Annotated in this window: 20 protein-coding genes, 1 tRNA gene and 2 pseudogenes; 11 read left to right on the top strand and 12 right to left on the bottom strand. The window is 68.6% G+C overall.

The window, feature by feature from the left end; all coding sequences use genetic code 11:
• Positions 1-37 precede the first annotated feature (37 nt).
• Positions 38-1,780 (top strand): arginine--tRNA ligase, encoded by a 1,743-nt coding sequence (argS, locus tag F1642_RS12320; protein ID WP_194886359.1) that lies wholly within the window; start codon positions 38-40, stop codon positions 1,778-1,780.
• Here the strand turns inward: argS and F1642_RS15955 are convergent.
• Positions 1,755-2,453 carry a hypothetical protein gene (locus tag F1642_RS15955; protein WP_255522422.1) on the bottom strand — a complete coding sequence of 233 codons (699 nt, stop codon included), beginning with the start codon at positions 2,451-2,453 and terminating at the stop codon, positions 1,755-1,757. The two genes, argS and F1642_RS15955, sit on opposite strands and share 26 nt — an antisense overlap.
• 172 nt (positions 2,454-2,625) lie before the next feature.
• Between F1642_RS15955 and F1642_RS15950 the strand changes: the two genes are divergently transcribed.
• From F1642_RS15950 to F1642_RS12290, 6 genes are read left to right on the top strand one after another with little or no spacing between them, the layout of a single operon-like run.
• Complete coding sequence (locus F1642_RS15950) at positions 2,626-3,003, top strand: SPOR domain-containing protein (RefSeq protein WP_370582873.1); 378 nt, start codon at positions 2,626-2,628, stop codon at positions 3,001-3,003.
• A gap of 4 nt (positions 3,004-3,007) precedes the next feature.
• Positions 3,008-3,985, top strand: coding sequence for a glycoside hydrolase family 3 protein (locus F1642_RS12310; RefSeq protein ID WP_194886358.1), 978 nt, complete (start codon positions 3,008-3,010; stop codon positions 3,983-3,985).
• A gap of 49 nt (positions 3,986-4,034) precedes the next feature.
• Positions 4,035-4,841 carry a ScpA family protein gene (locus F1642_RS12305; RefSeq protein ID WP_148911323.1) on the top strand — a complete coding sequence of 269 codons (807 nt, stop codon included), beginning with the start codon at positions 4,035-4,037 and terminating at the stop codon, positions 4,839-4,841.
• A complete protein-coding gene (gene scpB / locus F1642_RS12300) occupies positions 4,825-5,463 on the top strand; it encodes an SMC-Scp complex subunit ScpB (protein ID WP_194886357.1) in 639 nt (212 codons plus the stop codon). Before F1642_RS12305 ends, scpB begins: the two co-directional genes overlap by 17 nt.
• A 3-nt stretch (positions 5,464-5,466) precedes the next feature.
• Positions 5,467-5,700 carry a hypothetical protein gene (locus tag F1642_RS12295; RefSeq protein WP_194886356.1) on the top strand — a complete coding sequence of 78 codons (234 nt, stop codon included), beginning with the start codon at positions 5,467-5,469 and terminating at the stop codon, positions 5,698-5,700.
• Positions 5,701-5,738: 38 nt separating this feature from the next.
• A complete protein-coding gene (locus F1642_RS12290) occupies positions 5,739-6,857 on the top strand; it encodes a class I SAM-dependent RNA methyltransferase (protein ID WP_194886355.1) in 1,119 nt (372 codons plus the stop codon).
• On the opposite strand, the pseudogene F1642_RS12285 reads toward F1642_RS12290, so the two are convergent.
• The 4 genes and pseudogenes from F1642_RS12285 to ihfA form a co-directional block, all read right to left on the bottom strand.
• Positions 6,854-7,923 (bottom strand): annotated as a pseudogene (locus tag F1642_RS12285) (2'-deoxycytidine 5'-triphosphate deaminase). The gene F1642_RS12290 and the pseudogene F1642_RS12285 overlap by 4 nt on opposite strands.
• 72 nt (positions 7,924-7,995) lie before the next feature.
• Positions 7,996-8,073 (bottom strand) — tRNA-Pro (locus F1642_RS12280).
• Positions 8,074-8,152: 79 nt separating this feature from the next.
• Complete coding sequence (locus tag F1642_RS12275) at positions 8,153-8,632, bottom strand: MerR family transcriptional regulator (RefSeq protein WP_139599121.1); 480 nt, start codon at positions 8,630-8,632, stop codon at positions 8,153-8,155.
• A 15-nt stretch (positions 8,633-8,647) separates the two neighbouring features.
• Positions 8,648-8,950, bottom strand: coding sequence for an integration host factor subunit alpha (ihfA, locus tag F1642_RS12270; protein WP_042251331.1), 303 nt, complete (start codon positions 8,948-8,950; stop codon positions 8,648-8,650).
• Positions 8,951-9,135: 185 nt separating this feature from the next.
• On the opposite strand from ihfA, the gene F1642_RS12265 reads away from it, so the two are divergent.
• Entirely contained in the window at positions 9,136-9,411 is a 276-nt protein-coding gene (locus F1642_RS12265; protein ID WP_194886354.1) for a DksA/TraR family C4-type zinc finger protein, read from the top strand.
• Position 9,412: 1 nt separating this feature from the next.
• Here the strand turns inward: F1642_RS12265 and F1642_RS12260 are convergent, their stop codons facing one another.
• The 4 genes and pseudogenes from F1642_RS12260 to F1642_RS12245 all read right to left on the bottom strand — a co-directional run bounded on the left by F1642_RS12260 (position 9,413) and on the right by F1642_RS12245 (position 12,494).
• The gene (locus tag F1642_RS12260) at positions 9,413-10,387 is read right to left on the bottom strand and encodes a beta-ketoacyl-ACP synthase III (RefSeq protein ID WP_045982723.1); all 975 of its coding nucleotides are present in this window, start codon (positions 10,385-10,387) and stop codon (positions 9,413-9,415) included.
• Positions 10,384-11,490, bottom strand: a pseudogene (plsX, locus tag F1642_RS12255) (phosphate acyltransferase PlsX). The gene F1642_RS12260 and the pseudogene plsX overlap by 4 nt, the downstream one beginning before the upstream one ends.
• Before the next feature lie 19 nt (positions 11,491-11,509).
• On the bottom strand, positions 11,510-11,716 hold the full coding sequence (gene rpmF, locus F1642_RS12250; protein ID WP_042251337.1) for a 50S ribosomal protein L32: 207 nt from the start codon (positions 11,714-11,716) through the stop codon (positions 11,510-11,512).
• A gap of 241 nt (positions 11,717-11,957) precedes the next feature.
• Positions 11,958-12,494, bottom strand: a complete 537-nt coding sequence (locus F1642_RS12245; protein ID WP_194886353.1) for a DUF177 domain-containing protein — start codon at positions 12,492-12,494, stop codon at positions 11,958-11,960.
• A gap of 245 nt (positions 12,495-12,739) precedes the next feature.
• On the opposite strand from F1642_RS12245, the gene bamE reads away from it, so the two are divergent.
• On the top strand, positions 12,740-13,069 hold the full coding sequence (bamE, locus tag F1642_RS12240) for an outer membrane protein assembly factor BamE (RefSeq protein ID WP_370582872.1): 330 nt from the start codon (positions 12,740-12,742) through the stop codon (positions 13,067-13,069).
• Between the two features lie 109 nt (positions 13,070-13,178).
• Here bamE and F1642_RS12235 read toward each other — a convergent pair whose 3' ends face one another.
• Positions 13,179-14,000 carry a serine hydrolase gene (locus F1642_RS12235; RefSeq protein ID WP_255522420.1) on the bottom strand — a complete coding sequence of 274 codons (822 nt, stop codon included), beginning with the start codon at positions 13,998-14,000 and terminating at the stop codon, positions 13,179-13,181.
• Positions 14,001-14,170: 170 nt separating this feature from the next.
• The gene (locus tag F1642_RS15945) at positions 14,171-14,425 is read right to left on the bottom strand and encodes a hypothetical protein (RefSeq protein ID WP_255522419.1); all 255 of its coding nucleotides are present in this window, start codon (positions 14,423-14,425) and stop codon (positions 14,171-14,173) included.
• Between the two features lie 67 nt (positions 14,426-14,492).
• On the opposite strand from F1642_RS15945, the gene F1642_RS15940 reads away from it, so the two are divergent.
• A complete protein-coding gene (locus F1642_RS15940; RefSeq protein WP_255522418.1) occupies positions 14,493-14,942 on the top strand; it encodes a hypothetical protein in 450 nt (149 codons plus the stop codon).
• A gap of 48 nt (positions 14,943-14,990) precedes the next feature.
• Entirely contained in the window at positions 14,991-15,695 is a 705-nt protein-coding gene (locus tag F1642_RS12225; protein WP_194886352.1) for a phosphatidylcholine/phosphatidylserine synthase, read from the top strand.
• On the opposite strand, the gene F1642_RS12220 is transcribed toward F1642_RS12225, so the two are convergent.
• Positions 15,692-15,874 carry a hypothetical protein gene (locus F1642_RS12220; RefSeq protein WP_046000069.1) on the bottom strand — a complete coding sequence of 61 codons (183 nt, stop codon included), beginning with the start codon at positions 15,872-15,874 and terminating at the stop codon, positions 15,692-15,694. The two genes, F1642_RS12225 and F1642_RS12220, sit on opposite strands and share 4 nt — an antisense overlap.
• Positions 15,875-15,909 lie beyond the last annotated feature (35 nt).

The raw sequence follows: 15,909 nt of genomic DNA, 5'->3' as shown, positions 1-15,909 counted from the left end.
AAAGGGTAACCCCCGGGGGTCAATCAGGAAGCCCATGATGAACCTTTTCACCGATTTGCGCGGCGTCGTCGTCGAGGCGCTGGACCAGATGGCCGCCGCAGGAGAGCTGCCCGCAGGCCTGGATACCGCCAATGTCACGGTCGAACCGCCCCGCGACCCGGCGCATGGCGACATGGCCACCAATGCCGCGATGGTGCTGGCCAAGCCCGCCGGCATGAAGCCGCGCGAGATCGCCGACCGCCTGGCCGCGCGCCTGACCGACCCCCGCATCAGCGCGGCCGAGGTTGCGGGCCCCGGTTTCCTGAACCTGCGCCTGTCTCCGGTGGTCTGGCAGGGCGTGATCCGGTCGGCCCTGCAGGCCGGCACCGAGTTCGGGCGGTCCGACCTTGGGGCGAATGCCAAGGTCAACGTCGAGTTCGTCAGCGCCAACCCTACCGGTCCGATGCATGTGGGCCATGTCCGCGGCGCGGTCTTCGGCGATGCGCTGGCGCGGCTGCTGGCGTTCTCCGGCCATGACGTCACGCGCGAATACTATATCAATGACGGCGGCGCGCAGGTCGACGTGCTGGCCCGCTCGGCATACGAGCGCTATCGCGAGGCGAACGGGCTGGAGCCCGAGATCCGCGAGGGGCTGTATCCCGGCGACTATCTGATCCCCGTCGGAGAGGCGCTGAAGGCCAAGTACGGCGACAGCCTGCTGGACCGCCCCGAGGCCGAATGGCTGGAGGAGATCCGCGAATTCGCGACGCAGGCGATGATGGAGCAGATCCGCGGCGACCTGGCGATCCTGGGCGTCGAGATGGACGTCTATTCCAGCGAGAAGGCGCTGTACGGCACCGGCCGGATCGAGGATGCGATCGCGCGCCTGGACACGCAGGGCCTGATCTATCGCGGCGTGCTGGAGCCGCCGAAAGGCAAGCTGCCCGAGGACTGGGAGGCGCGCGAGCAGCTGCTGTTCCGGTCCAGCGCGCATGGCGACGATGTGGACCGGCCGATCCAGAAGTCGGACGGGGCCTGGACCTATTTCGCGCCCGACATCGCCTATCACTGGGACAAGATCGACCGCGGCTTCGATCAGCTGATCGACGTCTTCGGCGCCGATCACGGCGGCTACGTCAAGCGGATGAACGCGGCGGTCAAGGCGCTGTCGAACGGCCGCGTGCCTTTGGACGTCAAGCTGATCCAGCTGGTCAAGCTGTACAAGAACGGCGAGCCGTTCAAGATGTCCAAGCGCGCCGGCACCTTCGTGACCCTGCGCGACGTGGTCGAGGAGGCGGGGGCCGACGTCACGCGCTTCATCATGCTGACACGCAAGAACGACGCGGCGCTGGATTTCGACTTTGCCCGCGTGCTGGAACAGTCCAAGGACAACCCGGTCTGGTACGTCCAGTATGCCAGCGCCCGCGTCCATTCAGTGCTGCGCCGCGCGACCGAGGCCGGGATCGCGGTCGACGATTCGACCCTGGCGGATGCCGATCTGTCCGTCCTGTCCCACTCGGCCGAGCTGGAACTGGCCCGCAAGGTCGCCGAATGGCCGCGCCTGGTCGAGAACGCGGCCCGCGCGCACGAGCCCCATCGCGTGGCGTTCTTCCTGTATGAACTGGCATCCGACCTGCATTCGCTGTGGAATCGCGGCAATGACGACATGTCGCTGCGATTCATCCAGGATGGCGACGCGGTCACAAGCCAAGGAAAAATTGCGCTGGTCCGGGCGGTTGGCGTTGTTATTTCATCTGGTCTCGCTATTCTTGGCGTCACTCCGGCGGAAGAAATGCGCTGACCGAATGCGTCGCCGCCGGGGAAGGCTGAGAGCAGGCAAAAGTTAATCCGGGACAACCGGCGGGCAGGCGAACATGGCAGTGATGGACTTCCGCGAAGGCGGCTACGTTTTCTCGCGTCACAAGGTGAAGCGCGAATTCTCTTACGATCAGAACGGACAGCCGGCAGCGGCTGCCGGTCAGGCACAGCACCCCGGGCAGGCCGACGGCCTGCCGGCGCGGCTGGCGCGGGTGACCCATTACATGGGCGCGGTCGCATCGGTGGCGCTGATGGTCGGGTTGATGGCCTGGGGCTGGCAGCTGGTGTCGCGCGACGTGTCGGGCGTGCCCGTCATCCGCGCCGTCCAGGGCGAAGCCCGCACCACCGCCGAGGATCCGGGCGGTCAGCTGACCAACCATACAGGACTGGCCGTGAATTCGGTCGCCGGTGGGCAGGTCCTGTCGCCGACCGAGCAGGTCGCGATCGCGCCGGCACCGGTGGACCTGTCCGCCGATGACGTCGCCATGGGAGAGTTGGGCGCCACCGCCCGCGAACCCTCGAACCCGTCGGAGACGCCGTTGACTTTCGCGGGCGAGCCCATCGTGCCGCTGTCCGACAGCGAGGCCCGCGCCCTGGCTGAGGCCGAGGCGGCCGCCGCCGCCGAACGCGCCCTGGCCGATCACGCCGTCAATCAAGCCGCGATCATCGACGCCCCCGCCAGCGAGGGTGCGGTGACCGAGGTCGTCACCGACGAGAACGGTCTTCCGGCACAGTCCGCAGCCATCGCCGAGGCGCTGGCCCAGGCCCAGGCCGAGGCGAACCCCGCCGTGGTCGTCGCATCGGCCCGCCCCCACGCCGCGCCCCCGTGTGACGCAGGTTGCCGCGGCACCCGCGCCCGTCGCCGCGCAGACCGCCCTGGCCCAGGCCCCGGCGCCGGCCCCCGACCGTCCCGCGGCAGCACCCACGCCGGCCCCGGCACCCGCCGCAGCGCGCAGCGCCAGCGGTCCCGTCGTGCAGGTCGGCGCGTTCGACAGCGACTCCATCGCCAATGGCGAATGGCAGCGGCTGGCGGGGCGCAATGGCGGCCTGTTCTCGGGCAAGTCGCCGGTCATCCAGGAGCATCAGTCGAACGGCCGCACCTTCTGGCGGCTGCGGGTCGCGGGCTTTGATTCGCTGTCCGAGGCGCGGCAGTTCTGTTCCGCGCTGCAATCCTCGGGGACCGACTGCCTGGCGCTTGGCGGCTGAGGCCGTGCAGAACGCAACCATTCTGGGCGGCGTCGGCGGTCTGTCCCTGACGCCGGACGAGGCCGCGTTCTTTCGCAAGGCCGACCCCTGGGGCTTCATCCTGTTCGGACGCAATGTCGACTCGCCCGATCAGCTGCGCCGCCTGACCGCGCAGCTGCGCGAGGCCGTGGGCCGCGACTGCGTGATCACCATCGACCAGGAGGGCGGCCGCGTGCAGCGCATGCGCGCGCCCCATTGGACCGACTGGCCGGCGCCGCTGGACCAAGCGCGGGCGGGACCGCAGGCGATGTGGCTGTACTATCACCTGATCGGTCAGGAATTGCGGGCCGTGGGCATCGATTCGAACTGCGCCCCCACGTTGGACGTGGCGCAGGACGGCACACATCCCTTCCTGCGCAACCGCTGCTTGGGCACCGACCCTGACCGCGTGGCTGAGCTGGGCCGTGCGGCGGCGGACGGGTTGCTGGCCGCGGGCGTTCTGCCGGTGGTCAAGCACATGCCCGGCCATGGCCGCGCACAGGTCGACAGCCATCACGGCCTGCCCGTGGTCGACGCGACCGAGGCCGAACTGGACGCGGTCGATTTCGCGCCGTTCCGGGCGCTGAACGATCTGCCGATGGGCATGACCGCGCATATCCGCTTTCCGGCGCTGGATGACGGGCCCGCCACGGCTTCGCGCCGGATGATCGGGCTGATCCGCGACCGGATCGGATTCGACGGCCTGCTGATGACGGACGACATCACGATGAACGCGTTGTCGGGGACGCAGGCCGAACGCGCGGCCGCATCCATCGCGGCGGGCTGCGATCTGGTGCTGCATTGCAACGGCACGATCGACCAGATGGCGCCTGTGGTCGAGGCCGCCGGTCCGATGACGCGGGATGCCATGCGCCGCGCCGACGCCGCCCTGACCCGCAGACAGACTCCGGCACAGGCCGACATCGCCGCCCTGACCGATCAGTGGCGGGTGCTGAGCGCTTGACAGGCAGGCGCGGGGGTATGACCCTTTGCGCCCGTGCCAAGGAGGCTTCGTGGCCAGACAGGTTCCCTATCTTCAGCCCGTCGCCGATGCCGATGTCGCGCAGCGGCGCGCGGACGAGGCGCTGATCGTCGATGTCGACGGCTATGAGGGGCCGCTGGACCTGCTGCTGACGCTGGCGCGCACGCAAAAGGTGGATCTGCTCAAGATCCGGGTGCTGGACCTGGCCGAACAGTACCTGGCCTTCGTTGAGAAGGCCCGCGCCCTGCGGATCGAGCTTGCGGCCGACTATCTGGTCATGGCCGCTTGGCTGGCCTTCCTGAAATCCCGCCTGCTGCTGCCCCCCGACCCCGAGGCCGAAGGTCCCTCGGCCCAGGACATGGCCGCCCATCTGGCCTTCCAGCTAGAGCGTCTGGCCGCGATGCGGCAGGCGGCGGCGCAGCTGATGGGCCGCGACCGGCTTGGCCTGTCGCGCTTCGCCCGCGGCGCCCCCGAAACCGTCGCGCGCACCCGCCGCACCCAATGGCAGGCAGGGCTGATCGACCTGATGCGTGCCTATGCCCGGCTCAAGACGCGCGACGAGTTCCGCCCCTATGCGTTCGACCGGCATGACATCTTCACCATGGAACAGGCGCTGGACCGGTTGCGGCGGATGATCGGGTTCACCGGCCAGTGGACCGACCTGTCGGTGTTCCTGCCCGATGGCTGGTCGGACGACCCAAAGCGGCGGCGCAGCGCCACCGCCGCGACCTTTGCCGCCTCGCTGGAGCTTGCGCGCCAGGGCCGGCTGGAGATACGGCAGGCGCAGACCTTCGCGCCCATCCATTACCGGCAAAAGTCCCATGACGACCACAGCTGACCCCACCTCTCCGGCGCTGGACGAACAGGCCCGCATGGTCGAGGCGATCCTGTTCGCAGCCGTGCAGCCGATGAGCCTGCGCGATCTGGCCGCGCGGATGCCGCAGGGCTGCGACCCGGCCGCGGCGGTGGCCCGGCTGCGCGCGACCTATCAGGGGCGCGGCGTGGTCCTGGAACGCATCGGTGACGGCTATGCCTTTCGGACCGCGCCCGACCTGTCGTTCCTGATGCAGACCGAGACGGTGGACACCCGCCGCCTGTCGCGCGCCGCCATCGAGACCTTGGCGATCATCGCCTATCATCAGCCGGTCACCCGGACCGAGATCGAGGAGGTGCGCGGTGTCGCCCTCAGCCGTGGCACGCTGGACCAGCTGATTGAGATGGAATGGGTGCGTGTCGGCCGCCGCCGCATGACGCCCGGCCGTCCCGCGACCTATATCGTGACCGAGGCGTTCCTGGACCATTTCGGCCTTGAATCGGCGCGTGATCTGCCCGGGCTTGCGGAACTGCGCGCGGCGGGGTTGCTGGAATCGCGCCCGCCCGCCGATGGTCTGGGCCTGCCCCTTGTCGGCGGGGATGCGGACCCCGATATCGACCCCGAAGAGTTGTTCGAGGATGAGTAAGCGATGAACGCCAACCAGCTGATCAGCATGTTCACCCGCCTTGTCGCGCGCCGTGCAATGACCTGGGGCATCAACAAGGGGCTGGGCACCCTGTCGCGTGGAAAGACCGGGTCCGGCAAGACGGGTTTCGGCAAGGCAGGGTTCGGCAAGTCGGGGTTGGGCAAGCGCCGCAGCGATGCGCAGATGCAGGACCTGGCGCGCAAGATGCGGACCCTGTCGCGGCTGACGCGTCGCTGAGGCTGGGCTTTCCCCGCGACGCGCGCTAGGGCTGCGCGATGGACAACACCCCTTTCGAGATCTTTCTGGTGGCCACCCCCGGCCTCGAGGCGCCGCTGGCGGCCGAGGCCAAGGCCCTTGGCTGGACCGGCGTGATCCAGCCCGGCGGCGTCGCCATCACGGGCGGCTGGACCGATGTCTGGCGCGCGAACCTGATGCTGCGCGGTGCTACGCGCGTGCTGGCCCGCATCGGCGGGTTCCGCGCCATGCACCTGGCCCAGCTGGACAAGCGCGCCCGAAAGTTCCCTTGGGCGGACCTGCTGCCCCGCGACCTGCCCGTGCGGGTCGAGAGCATCTGTCGCGCCTCCCGGATCTATCATGCCGGCGCTGCGACGCAGCGCATCGAACGCGCCATTACCGAGGAGCTGGGCGCCCCCTTGGCCACGCCGGAGGATCGCGGCCCGTCGATCACCGTCAAGGCGCGGATCGAGGACGACCTGGTGACCTTCAGCCTGGATACGACAGGCGAATCGCTGCACAAGCGAGGCCACAAAGAGGCCGTCGCCAAGGCCCCCATGCGCGAGACCATGGCCGCGATGTTCCTAGCCGAGATGGGCTTTGACGGCAGCCAGCCGGTGCTGGACCCGATGTGCGGATCAGGCACCTTCGTGCTGGAGGCTGCCGAGATCGCCCTGGGCCTGCTGCCCGGCCGCAGCCGCGGCTTCGCGTTCCAGCGATTTGCGAATTATAACACAGCTGCATTCGCCAAGATGAATGCTGCACCCGCGCCGCGTGACCCGTCCGTCCGGTTCCTGGGTTTCGACCGTGATCCCGGCGCGATCCGGATGAGCGAGGCGAATGCCGCCCGTGCGGGCGTGACCGCGGTGACGCGGTTCCAGGCCGGGCAGGTGACCGACCTGCAGCGCCCCGACGGCCCACCGGGCATCGTGATCGTGAACCCGCCCTATGGCACCCGGATCGGCAACAAGGGTCCGCTGTTCGGCCTGCACGGCCAGATGGGCACGGTGTTTCGTGACCGGTTCCAGGGGTGGCGCATCGGCATGGTCACGTCCGAGGCCGGACTGGCCAAGGCCACGGCCCTGCCGTGGAAGGCACCGGGTCCGATCGTGGCCCATGGCGGGCTGAAGGTCCGCCTGTGGCAGACCGGGCCGCTTTAACGGAACTGCTTGGCCAGCTTCAGGCCCTGACCCTGATAGTTCGACCGGATCCCCTCGCCGTAAAGGCGCTGCGGGCGGGCGCCCATGCGCTCATAGACCAGGCGGCCGACGGTCTGGCCGTGCTCCAGCACGAAGGGCGCCTCGTGGCAGCGCACCTCGAGGACGCCGCGTGCCCCGTGCCCCTCATCCCCGATGCCGAAGCCGGGATCGAAGAAGCCCGCGTAATGGACCCGGAATTCCCCCACCATCGCCAGATAGGGCGCCATCTCGGCCGCGTAATCGGCAGGGATCGCCACCGATTCGCGGCTGACCAGGATATAGAAGGCGCCGGGATCCAGGATCAGGCGGCCTTCGGTCGTGCGCAGCTCGTCCCAGAACTCTGCCACGGGATAAGCGCCGATGCGGTCCAGATCGATCACCCCGCTATGCGGCCGGGCGCGATAGCCGACCAGATCGCCCTGCGCAGGACGCAGATCGACCGAGAAGCCCAGACCGTGATCGATCAGCACCGGCGCACCGCCCACCAGTGGCTGATCCGCATGCAGCGCGGTCAGATCGGCGTCCGACAGGACGGCCTGTCCCCGGCGCAGGCGCAGCTGGTTCAGGCGCATGCCGGGCCGCACCAGCACCGAAAAGCTGCGCGGGCAGATCTCGGCGTAAAGCGGTCCGTCGTAACCCTCGGGCAGGCGTCGAATTCGGTGCCGTCATCGGTCACCAACCGTGTCAGCAGGTCCAGCCGCCCGGTCGATGACTTGGCGTTGGCGACCGCTGACATGCCCGCAGGCAGGGCGATCCGCTCCTGCAGCGGGATCAGGTAGACGCAGCCGCGTTCCAGCACGGCACCGTCGGACAGGTCCATCTGGTGCATCTGGAAATCGGCCAGCCGGTCCGCGATGCGCCGCCCGCGCCCCGCCAGAAAGCTGGCACGCAGGCGATAGGCGGTGCGGCCAAGCCGCAGGTCAAGGCTGGCGGGCTGGATCTGTTCGGACGTAACGGGGGCATCGGCGCGGATGACGCCCTGGTCGATCAGATCGCGGATATCGCTGTCGGGCAGAACGCCATTCATGTCGCAAGCCCCTGATGCGGGTGGGGGATAAGGGAAACGCCCACCCTTGGAAAAGGATGGGCGTTTTCGGAATGGTCGGGCCGGAGAGATTCGAACTCTCGGCCTTCCGCCCCCCAGACGGACGCGCTAACCAGGCTGCGCCACGGCCCGACGCGCATGCTATAAAGCGATCCGGCAGGCCAGCACAAGGGCCTGGGCGCGGAAAACTTTGACAAATCGCATGCGGGGATCAGGACAGGCTCAACATGGCCTGCGCCAGCCGCATGACGGCAGGCTTGGCCCGCGGCCAGCGTCGATCGGCGGGTGAAATCTGCTGCAGATGACGCGCCATATCGCTGAGGCGTGCCAGCCAGACGGGCGGTTGCGACGGAGGGCTGACAGGGGCGATGCGCGCGGGTGCGGGGGCAGGGGGTGCCGTGTCCGATTGCGGAGAGAGCTGCTGTGCGCCCCGCCTGCGGACGGATTGTCCGCGGTCGGTGGCGATCTGGCGAATCGCTCCGCGAATCGTCAGCCCGTCGTCGCGCAGCAGGGCACAGATGCCCGCTGCCATCTCGACATCGGCGGGGCGATAGTAGCGTCTGCCGTCGGGGCGCTTCATCGGCTTCAGCGCCGAGAATTGCGTCTCCCAATAGCGCAGGACATGCGGCGCGACGCCGATCAGGGCCGCCACCTCTCCGATCGACCGGAATGCCTCTGCGCCTTTCGCCATGGGGTCGGGCCGGGGCTATCGCTTGTTTCCGGCTGCCACGCGATCCTTCATCAGGTGCGAGGGCCGGAAGGACAGCACGCGGCGGGGCGTGATGGGCACCTCCTCGCCGGTCTTGGGATTGCGGCCGATCCGCTCGTTCTTGTCGCGCACCGAAAAGGTGCCGAAGGACGAGATCTTGACCTGCTCTCCCTGCACCAGCGCGTCCGAGATGTGGTCCAGCACGCTTTCGACCAGCTGTGCCGATTCGTGACGGGACAGGCCGACGTCACGGAATACCGCTTCGGCCAAGTCCATCCGGGTCAAGGTCTTGTCGCCCATGATTGATCCTCTTGAATGCGGGAAGGATGGTTCGAATTCCCATGGCTGTCAACGAGGCCCGCGGGGAAATCGTTCCCCGCCCGATACTTGTCATGCGCCGGCACGCCTTCGGACAGGGCAGGGCGATTGATTCCGGCGCGATGCTTCCCATCTGTTGATGACGCAGGATAGCGATGGAGGACAGGATGGCAGGCGGATGGGCCCGCGACGACGCGGTGAACGACCAGATCGATGTCAACACGGCCGAGGCGATCGCCCGCGCCCGGCTGGCCGCGTCGCGCCGTCAGGTGGGCGACAGCGCACGGGTCTGCGCGGAATGCGACGAACCGATCCCCGAGGCACGCCGCGCCGCGCAGCCCGGGGTGCAGCTGTGCGTGGCCTGTCAGTCGGGCCATGATCGCGCAAAACGGCCCGCGGGCGGGATGAACCGCCGCGCCAGCAAGGATGCCTTGCTGAAATAGCCTACCAGCGCAGGACGACGGCGCCCCAGCTGAGACCGCCGCCGATCGCCTCGGTCACCAGAACCTGGCCCGGCGCGAACCGACCCTGGCCATCGGCGACGGACAGGGCCAGCGGGATCGACGCGGCCGAGGTGTTGCCGTGATCGGCCACGGTCAGTACGACCTTGTCCAGCGGCAGCTGCATCTTCTGCGCGGTGGCGGTGATGATGCGCATGTTCGCCTGGTGCGGGACCAGCCAGTCCACGTCGGCAGGCGTCAGCCCGGCACGGTCCAGCGCGGTATGCGCCGTCTTGGCCAGCTTTTCGACCGCGTGGCGGAAAACGAGGTTGCCCTGCATCCGCAGCTGGCCTGCCGTTCCGGTGGAGGATACGCCACCATCGACATACAGAAGCTCGCGATAGGTGCCGTCGCTGTTCAGGTCGCTGGCCAGGATGCCCCGGTCATCGCTGGTGCCCGCACCGTCCTCAGCCTGCAGGACGACCGCGCCGGCGCCGTCGCCGAACAGTACGCAGGTGCCGCGGTCGGTCCAGTCCATGATCCGGGAAAATGTCTCGGCCCCGATCACCAGAATGCGGTCGGCCTGGCCCGCGCGAATCATCGCGTCCGCATTGGCCAGCGCAAAGACGAAGCCCGCGCAGACGGCCTGCACGTCATAGGCAAAGCCGCGCTTCATCCCCAGACCGGCCTGGACCATGGTCGCGACGGCCGGAAAGGTGAAGTCGGGGGTGGAGGTCGCCAGCACGACACCGTCGATGTCGTCTGCGGTCATGCCTGCGCGGTCCAGCGCGGCCTTGGCGGCGCGTATGGCCAGGTCGCTGGTGGTCTGGCCCTCGGCCGCGAAGTGGCGACGCTCGATCCCGGTGCGAGAGCGGATCCATTCGTCGGTGGTGTCCAGCTTGTCCTCGAACCAGCTGTTCTCGACGATGCGTTCAGGCAGGTAATGCCCGGTGCCGCAGATGACCGAACGACGCGTCACGACGATGCTCCTGTATCGGTGGCGCTGGCGGATGCCGCGGCACCTTGGGCCACACGGGCGGCCAGGCGGTCCTGGAAACCCGACTTGGCCAGGGTGAAGGCCAGCTTGATGGCCGCGGACACGCCGGTCGCATCGGCGGAGCCGTGCGATTTCACGACCGTGCCGTTCAGGCCCAGGAAGATGCCGCCGTTCACGCGGCGCGGGTCGATCCGCTTCTGCAGGCGCTTGAGCGAGCTCATGGCCAGGACGGCCGCAAATTTTGACATGATCGAATTCGAGAAGGCGTCCTTGAGGAAGTCGCCGACCAGCTTGGCCGTGCCTTCCCCGGTCTTCAAGGCGACATTGCCGGTGAATCCGTCGGTGACGATCACATCCACGCGGTCGGACGGCAGATCGCCACCCTCGACGAAGCCGACATAGGTATAGCTGCCGGCGGCGGCCTGCTCGATCATCTCGTGGGCCTGCTTCAGTTCGGCGCGGCCCTTGTGTTCCTCGGTGCCCACGTTCAGCAGGCCGACGCGCGGCATGGGCAGGCCCAGGCCGTTGCGCGCATAGGATGCCCCCATCAGGGCATATTGCAGCAGGTCATGCGCATCGGCGCGGATGTCCGCGCCCACGTCCAGCATGATGTTGAACCCTTGGGGGTTGCGCGACGGCCACAGGCAGGCGATGGCCGGCCGGTTCACGCCCGGCAGCTTGCGCAGACGCAGCATCGACAAGCGCCATCAGCGCGCCGGTGTTCCCGCAGGACACGGCGACCTGCGCCTCTCCGGCCTTGACCGATTCCAGCGTGGACCACATCGACGTGCCCTCGCCCTGCGCAGGACTTGGCTGGGCTTGTCATGCATCGTCACCACGCCCGCGGCATGGCGGATGTCGCAGCGACCCGCCAGCACCTTGCGGCGCGCGATCAGGCCCGCAAGCTCTGCCTCGTCGCCATGGACGATGAAGCGGATCTCGGGGTTCTTCTCGGCGCTTTCCGCCATGCCTGCGACGACGACGGCGGGGCCGCGGTCGCCACCCATGGCGTCAACCGATATCACCACGCTGCCCCCGGATTCGGGGACGCGCGGTGTCGGCGTGCTCGCGGAGGGGACGGACATCAGGACGGGCGCGCCGGAATCAGGCCGCGTCGTCGTCCAGGTCGATCTCGTTCGCCTTCGCGATCACTTCGCGGTCGGCGTAGTGGCCGCAGGACGGGCAGACGTGATGCGGGCGCTTCAGCTCGCCGCAGTTGGAGCATTCGTTCGGGTTGCCCGCGACCAACGCATCATGCGCACGGCGCATGTTGCGCTTGGACCGGGTTACGCGATTCTGAGGGACAGCCATGTCACCACCTCGGTTGTCAGGGTGCGGCGCCAGAACGCGATCACACCAGATTTGAATTCGTAAATGAACCGCGCAGATACGCCATGACGACCGCGCCCGCAAGCCCCGAAGGCCAGGGGACGGTCGCAAACGCACCGCACATGGCCCCCTTTGCCGCGAACGGGCCGTGATTGCGCCCCCCGGCGGCGGGTTCGGGCGCATTTCGCCGCCCGCCTGTGGGCCGATGGCCACGCAGCCCGGGTCAGGATTCGCCGTCCTTGCCGCCCAGCAGCTTGTCGAGCCCGGCAAAGGGACGCCGTGTGTCGCCGGCGGCATCGTCGTCGGCCGCCGCGGCCTGCGGCAGGCTTGCTCCCTCGGCCCGCGGATAGGCGGGCAGGGCCAGCGACAGGGCCTCGACCATGATCGCGGTCAGGTCGATGAAGTTGCCAAGGGGTTCCAGCGTCTCGTCCGGCATCTCGATCTCGTCGCCCTCGGGGGCGGCCACATGCGGAGAGAACTGGATGCGGACCGGTTCCGAGATGTCGGTGCGCACGGGCTTCAGCGTGATGACGCAGGGTTGCGTCACCCGCGCGGCCAGCGTCGCCGTCAGCAGCCAGCCGTCGGTGCCATGCGCGCGCAGCGTGCCGCGAAAGTCCAGGCGCGTCAGTGCGTCCAGTCCCAGCTCGGCCGCCAGGGCTTCCCGCACGCCTTCGTCGGGGCGCAGGTGAAAGGTCGTCGGCGCGTTCGGGTTCAGATGCGCGACACGCAGCCGCTGCGGATGCGATTCGGGGGTGATCATGTCGGACCTTTGTCGATGCGGCGCGGGGCGCGTGACCCCGAGGGATTGATATTCTTGAGCAGGGTGGCCGAGTTTGCTAGGCAGGGCGGGCCGCGTCAACCGCCCCAAGGAGGGAACCCGCCCATGTCCGCCATCAGAAGCCTGATGACACTGGCGTTTCTGGCTGTCCTCGGGCTTGCCGCCTGTGCGCCCATCGAAACGGAACCACGGATACGTCCCCCCCGATCTGGAGCTGGCGCAAGGTCGTGCCGGGGCAGACCACGATGGAGGAACTGCCCGGTCTGATCGGTCGCCCGTCGGCCCAGGGCCTGCTGACGGGGTCCGGCTGGTACTATGTCGGATCGCGCTGGCGCCGCCTCGGCCCAGCCGCCCCGCGCGAGATCGACCGCAAGGTCGTCGCCATCTCGTTCGCGCCCACCGGCGTGGTCAGCAATGTCGAGACCTTTGGCCTAGAACGCGGCCGCGTGGTCAGCCTGTCGCGCCGCGTGACCGACGGCAGCGTGACCGACATCTCGTTCATCGGACAGCTTCTGGGCAACCTGGGCAACTTCCAGGCCGGCGATTTCGTCGACTGACGGCGCGGGCCGCGTGCGGTCGCCTAGACCGCGCCGGCCAGCTGCTCCGCCAGACGGTGCAGGTCGTCGCGATGCCCGGTGCGCCCCGACGGCAGGTCCGGGTCCGACGTCATCGCGATGGACAGGGCCGGCTGGCGCCGCGTCGCGGGGAACACATAGACCATCTGCCCGCCATAGCCCCAGCCATAGCGCACGTCCCGCCCGGGCCATCCGCCCCAGGAACCAGCCATAGCCGTATCCCTGGCCGCTGAAGATGCTGGAGGTGCGGCGCCGCCAGCTTTCGTCGATCCAGGCCGCGGGGACGACCTGCCGCCCGCCCGCCCGACCGCCCCCGCGCGTATGTCGCACCGAAGGCCAGCAGCGACCGGGTGCTCATCGCCATCTGGTTGCCGCCCAGATAGATGCCCTGCGGATCGCGGTCCCATCCGGTGATGCGAAATCCGGGAATGGGCGACAGCCAGTCGCGTGCGACGTCCAGCAGCGGGCGGCCGGTGACGCGGGTCAGGATCGCCGCGACCAGATGCGTCGATGCGGTCGAATACTGCATCCGCGTGCCGGGATCCTGGACGAAGGGCGCGGCCAGCGCGCTGCGCACCCAGTTCGGGCTGCTGACCCATCGGCCGTAATTCTGTCCCGACTGGCGTTCCAGCCCGGCCTGCATCGACAGCAGGTTGCCCAGGGTGACACGCGCCAGCCGCGGGTCGGCCGATGCGGGCAGGTCGCTGCGCAGCAGCGGTGCGATGGGCTGATCCGCGCTCTCCAGCAGGCCGCGGCCGATGGCGATGCCCGCCAGCGCCGACATCACCGATTTCGACGCCGATTTGATGTTCGTCGGGCTGTCCGGCGTAAAGCCGTGATAGCCCTGGGCCGCCAGTTCCACCCCCTGTGCGCCGTCGTCCTGCCACAGGGCGATGGCGCGCAGGGGCGGCATCGATCCGGCCTGCGACAGCAGGGGGGGCCAGGCTGGCGCGGGCGATGCGGGGGGCTGCCAGCAGGGGCAGGGCGGCGGCGGTCAGGATCAGGGCGCGTCTTTTCATGCGCACAATATGGGGCGGGGGGCCGGGCATGGGCAATCACGCTTGCGTGGGCACGGCGCGGGCTTTACCGCTTGGCCAGCCAATTCGGAAAGGCCCGACCATGAGCGCGCTGGATGATCTTGCCCCCGTCCCGTTCCACGACGCGGATGCGCCGCAGCGGGCGCGGATGCTGTCGCGGCTGGCGGATACCGAGCTGACCGTGGCCTTGCTGCGCGAGCCGGTGCATGACCAGGTCGAATTGCAGATCTTCGATCTGGACGGGGCGCGCGTCGCGCTGGCCTGCGACGCCGAGGATCGGCTGGCGGATTTCTTCGGCCATCCCGTGGCTTACGCGGCGCTGCCGGGGCGGGTGCTGGCGGGACTGCTGAAACGCGGACGGCGCGGGGTTGCTGGTCAATCCCGGCCACCCGTCCGAGATGCTGCTGGACAGCGGCATGCTGGATTGGCTGACAGGTGCGCTGGATGCCGCCCCTCAGGAGGGCCAGGCCCGGCTGCGCCTGACCGCGCCCGACCCGCAGGTGGCGCAAGCCTTGGCGGATCCCCTGGCCGAACGGCTGGCCGACCTGCGCGGACTGGTCGCAGGCGCGGCGCTGGTCGGTGCGTCGGGGGACGGTGCCGGGCATCTCTTGGTCATCACCGGCGCGCCCGTCGACCGCCAGCCGGCCATCGCCAAGGCCCTGGCCGAGGCGCTGGCGTTCCTTCCCGCCCAGCCCGGCGGCGTCGACATCAGCTTTTCGGACGCGCCGCCCCCGGCCGGCGCACTGCTGTTCGATCTGACGCCCCCCGCGCCCGAGGAACCCGCACCGCGCCCGAAAGGCCCCCCGATCCTGCGCTGACCGGGCAAGTGCGGTTGCGTTGGGGGGTTCAACCTGCGATTAAACCGCATGCAGATGCGTCACAAAGCCCTTTCCGTCCATCTTTTGACCGCCACCGGAGCCGTTCTGGCCATGCTGGCCATGCTGGCCGCCGTGCAGGCGGACTGGGCGCTGATGTTCCTGTGGCTGGTGGTGGCCTTCGTCGTCGACGGCATCGACGGCCCGCTGGCGCGGCGTTACGACGTCAAGAAGAACTGGCCCGCCTATGACGGCGTGCTGATGGACCTGATCATCGACTATCTGACCTATGTGTTCATCCCGGCCTTTGCGCTGTTCCAGTCGGGGCTGCTGTCGGGCTGGACGGGCTGGTTCGCGATCATCGTGATCGTGTTCACCAGCGTCGTCTATTTTGCGGACACGCGGATGAAGACGCGGGACAATTCCTTCGCGGGCTTTCCCGGCTGCTGGAACATGGTCATCCTGGTCCTGTTCGCGGTCAAGCCGCATTGGACCATCATCCTGCTGATCGTCACCGCGTTGAGCGCCGCGATGTTCACCAATATCAAGTTCATCCACCCCGTCCGGACCAAGCGCTGGCAGGCGATCTCGTTGCCGGTGGCGTTGGCTTGGGTGCTGTTCGCGGGCTGGGCCGCTGTGGTCGACTTTCACCCGGAAAGCTGGGCGAACTGGGGTCTTGTCCTGACCTCGGCATGGCTGCTGGTGGCCGGTGGCGCGCAGCAGATGATCCCGGTACGTCGCCGCCGCCGCCTTTAGGCCGCGCGCAGCCGTCCGGTCAGCCGCCGCAGCAGCGCACGCAGGGTTCCGCCGTGGCGCGTGGCGTTCAGTGCGCCGATCTGATGGGGCAGCAGGAACAGCCCGGCAGTGGGCCGCGGCGCACGGCGCGCCATCGCCCGGCCGGCGTCGTCAAGATACAGTCCGTAATAGGCAAGCATGGGGGTGGTCCTTTCGCAGATCCTGACCCCTATGT

It is taken from the genome of Paracoccus sp. NBH48 (assembly GCF_015390265.1).
Classification (GTDB): Bacteria; Pseudomonadota; Alphaproteobacteria; order Rhodobacterales; family Rhodobacteraceae; genus Paracoccus; species Paracoccus marcusii.
This window is presented reverse-complemented; position numbering and strand designations above follow the sequence as displayed.

Excerpts from the sequence above, each read along its gene's own strand:
- argS (WP_194886359.1), top strand. The coding sequence starts at position 38 with ATGAACCTTTTCACCGATTTGCGCGGCGTCGTCGTCGAGGCGCTGGAC.
- scpB (WP_194886357.1), top strand. The coding sequence starts at position 4,825 with ATGACGACCACAGCTGACCCCACCTCTCCGGCGCTGGACGAACAGGCC.
- F1642_RS12295 (WP_194886356.1), top strand. The coding sequence starts at position 5,467 with ATGAACGCCAACCAGCTGATCAGCATGTTCACCCGCCTTGTCGCGCGC.
- F1642_RS12290 (WP_194886355.1), top strand. The coding sequence starts at position 5,739 with ATGGACAACACCCCTTTCGAGATCTTTCTGGTGGCCACCCCCGGCCTC.
- F1642_RS12275 (WP_139599121.1), bottom strand. The coding sequence starts at position 8,632 with ATGGCGAAAGGCGCAGAGGCATTCCGGTCGATCGGAGAGGTGGCGGCC.
- ihfA (WP_042251331.1), bottom strand. The coding sequence starts at position 8,950 with ATGGGCGACAAGACCTTGACCCGGATGGACTTGGCCGAAGCGGTATTC.
- F1642_RS12265 (WP_194886354.1), top strand. The coding sequence starts at position 9,136 with ATGGCAGGCGGATGGGCCCGCGACGACGCGGTGAACGACCAGATCGAT.
- rpmF (WP_042251337.1), bottom strand. The coding sequence starts at position 11,716 with ATGGCTGTCCCTCAGAATCGCGTAACCCGGTCCAAGCGCAACATGCGC.
- F1642_RS12245 (WP_194886353.1), bottom strand. The coding sequence starts at position 12,494 with ATGATCACCCCCGAATCGCATCCGCAGCGGCTGCGTGTCGCGCATCTG.
- F1642_RS12235 (WP_255522420.1), bottom strand. The coding sequence starts at position 14,000 with ATGCCGCCCCTGCGCGCCATCGCCCTGTGGCAGGACGACGGCGCACAG.
- F1642_RS15945 (WP_255522419.1), bottom strand. The coding sequence starts at position 14,425 with ATGGCCGAAGAAATCCGCCAGCCGATCCTCGGCGTCGCAGGCCAGCGC.
- F1642_RS12225 (WP_194886352.1), top strand. The coding sequence starts at position 14,991 with ATGCAGATGCGTCACAAAGCCCTTTCCGTCCATCTTTTGACCGCCACC.
- F1642_RS12220 (WP_046000069.1), bottom strand. The coding sequence starts at position 15,874 with ATGCTTGCCTATTACGGACTGTATCTTGACGACGCCGGCCGGGCGATG.